2 protein-coding genes are annotated in these 2,623 nt (G+C 73.5%); one reads left to right on the top strand and one right to left on the bottom strand.

The genetic code is table 11. From position 1 onward, the window contains the following. Positions 1-391: hypothetical protein (locus N801_RS18825; protein ID WP_156996934.1), on the bottom strand; the 391-nt coding region annotated here is incomplete at its 3' end. Between the two features lie 143 nt (positions 392-534). On the opposite strand from N801_RS18825, the gene eccCa reads away from it, so the two are divergent. Next, positions 535-2,623 (top strand): type VII secretion protein EccCa (gene eccCa, locus N801_RS18830; RefSeq protein WP_245618521.1); only part of this gene is annotated, 2,089 nt, incomplete at its 3' end.

The following is a 2,623-nucleotide window of genomic DNA, read 5'->3' on the forward strand; positions in this document are numbered from 1 at the left end:
GGGCAGGCTCGGCGGGCTCGCGGTGGCGTCCACCGGACCCGGCCGGCGCGCTGGACCGGGCGCCCCCGGCGCTGCGGCCGCGGTCGAGGTTGAGGATGTCGCGGGTCACCGCGTGGGTCGTCACCGGGACGACGCTGAGGATCGACCCGGTGGGCACCGAGTCGTCGAAGGTGTCGAGCGGTCCGAGGATCCGGCCGCTGGGGGTCGCGACGGCGTGCGGGTTGGCGCGGGAGGCGATGCCGAGGACCGAGAGGACCTCGGTGACCTGCGCGCCGACGGGCACGACGAGGTCGTAGCGGCGTCCGCCGGCGGTGAGGGTGATCTGGAGCCCGGCACCCACGTCCGTACCCGGCATACCCCACCCCTCGTCGTCGTCACGGCCAGCGCCCACGTCGAAGGATAGGCGGCACGGCCGTTTCGCGGTGCGGCACCCTCGGGGCGCGTGGCGCCCACGGGATAGGTTGACCCGGTGCGAGCACTGGGGGGGACGGCGTGACCGCGACGGTCGGAGTTACGCGGCAGGAGGCACCATCGGTGCCCACCGGGCGGATCGTTCTGCAGCCGCCGCCTGAGATCACCCCGGCGGAGGGCCTGAGCACCCTCCTCATGCAGGCCGTGCCGATGCTGGGCTCGGTCGGCTCGATGGGGTTCGTCGCGCTCTCCCAGCCCGGCCCGCGCGGGATCATCGGCGCCGGCATGTTCCTCATCGCCTCCCTCGGTTTCGTCTTCGCCAGCGGCATGCGCCAGCGCCAGCAGCACACGACCGAGGTCGTCTCCAACCGTCGTGAGTACCTCGCCTACCTCGCCGAGGTCCGCGGGACGGTGCGCGACGCCGCGACGAAGCAGCGCGAGGCCGGGCTCTGGAACTTCCCCGCCCCGGCCTCCCTCCCCCTGCTCGCCGAGGAGAAGAGCCGTGTCTGGGAGCGGCTGCCCAAGGACGACGACTTCCTCCACGTGCGGATGGGCACGACCTCCCAGCCGCTCTGCCTCACCCTCGAGCCGGCCGAGACGCCGCCGCTCGCCCAGCTCGACCCGGTCGCGGCGTCGGCGCTGCACCGCCTCCTCACCACCCACCGCGTCCAGCACGGGCTCCCGGCGTCGGTGTCGCTGCCGGCGTGGGCGCGCGTCCAGGTCACCGGCGAGGCGGGCCCGACGCGAGCGCTCGCGCGCGCCCTCGTCGTCAACGCCGCGCTCATGCACTCGCCGGACACGCTCGTCGTGGCGGCCCTCACCGGGCCCGACGCGCGTGCGGAGTGGGACTGGCTCAAGTGGCTGCCGCACGCCCTCAGCCCGCGCGAGCGCGACGCGGTCGGTCCGTTGAGGCTCGTCGCCGAGTCGGTCGACGAGCTCCTCGAGCTCCTGCCCGACGACGTCACCGACCGCCCGCGCTTCGGGCCGGGCAGCCAGCGCCCCTCGCCGCACGTCCTCGTCATCGTCGATGGCGCCCGCCTGCCCCGGCACAACCCGCTCGTCACCGACGACGGGGTCCTCGGCGTCACCGTCCTCGACCTGCCCGAGCAGTGGGGCGAGCTCGACAGCACGACCACCCTGCGCCTCGCGGTCGACGGGGCGCAGCACGCGACGCCGGACGGTCAGGTGCCCCTCGAGATCCTCAGCCTGAGCCGGGGCGGCGCCAAGGGCCTCGCCGACCAGATGAGCCTCACCCAGGCCGAGGCGGCGTCTCGTCGCCTCGCCCCCATGTTCACCAGCGGCGAGGTCGAGGTGCGTGACGCGCTCACGTCGAGCACGGAGCTCGTCGACCTGCTCGGTCTCGGGGACGTGCGCGACTTCGACCCGACCACCGCGTGGCGCCCCCGGCTCCAGCGCGACCGGCTCCGGGTGCCCATCGGGGTCGGCGCGAACGGCCAGGTCGTCGCGCTCGACATCAAGGAGTCGGCCCAGCAGGGCATGGGGCCGCACGGGCTCGTCATCGGCGCGACCGGCTCGGGCAAGTCCGAGCTCCTGCGCACGCTCGTCCTCGCGCTGGCGATGACCCACTCGTCCGAGCAGCTCAACTTCGTGCTCGTCGACTTCAAGGGTGGTGCCACCTTCGCCGGCATGGCGGACATGCCGCACGTGTCCGCCGTCATCACCAACCTCGGCCAGGAGCTCACCCTCGTCGAGCGCATGCAGGACGCGCTCCAGGGGGAGATGACCCGTCGCCAGGAGCTGCTGCGCTCGGCCGGCAACTTCGCCAACGTCACCGACTACGAGAAGGCCCGGGCCGGAGGAGCCGACCTCGAGCCCCTGCCCGCGCTGCTCATCGTCGCGGACGAGTTCTCCGAGCTGCTCTCCGCCAAGCCCGAGTTCGCCGACCTCTTCGTCGCCATCGGGCGGCTGGGCCGGTCGCTCTCCATGCACCTGCTCCTCTCGTCGCAGCGCCTCGAGGAGGGACGGCTGCGCGGGCTGGAGTCGCACCTGTCCTACCGGATCGGTCTGCGCACCTTCTCCGCCGGCGAGTCCCGCACCGTCATCGGCGTGCCGGACGCGTACGAGCTGCCGCCCATCCCGGGCCTGGGCTACCTCAAGCCCGACCAGACGACGCTGATGAAGTTCAAGGCCGCCTACGTCTCCGGACCCCCGAAGGGCCGTCGCCGACGCAGCGCCGCCGGCACGGGCGGGT

The sequence above is a fragment of the Knoellia aerolata DSM 18566 genome, from assembly GCF_000768695.1.
Lineage (GTDB): Bacteria > Actinomycetota > Actinomycetes > Actinomycetales > Dermatophilaceae > Knoellia > Knoellia aerolata.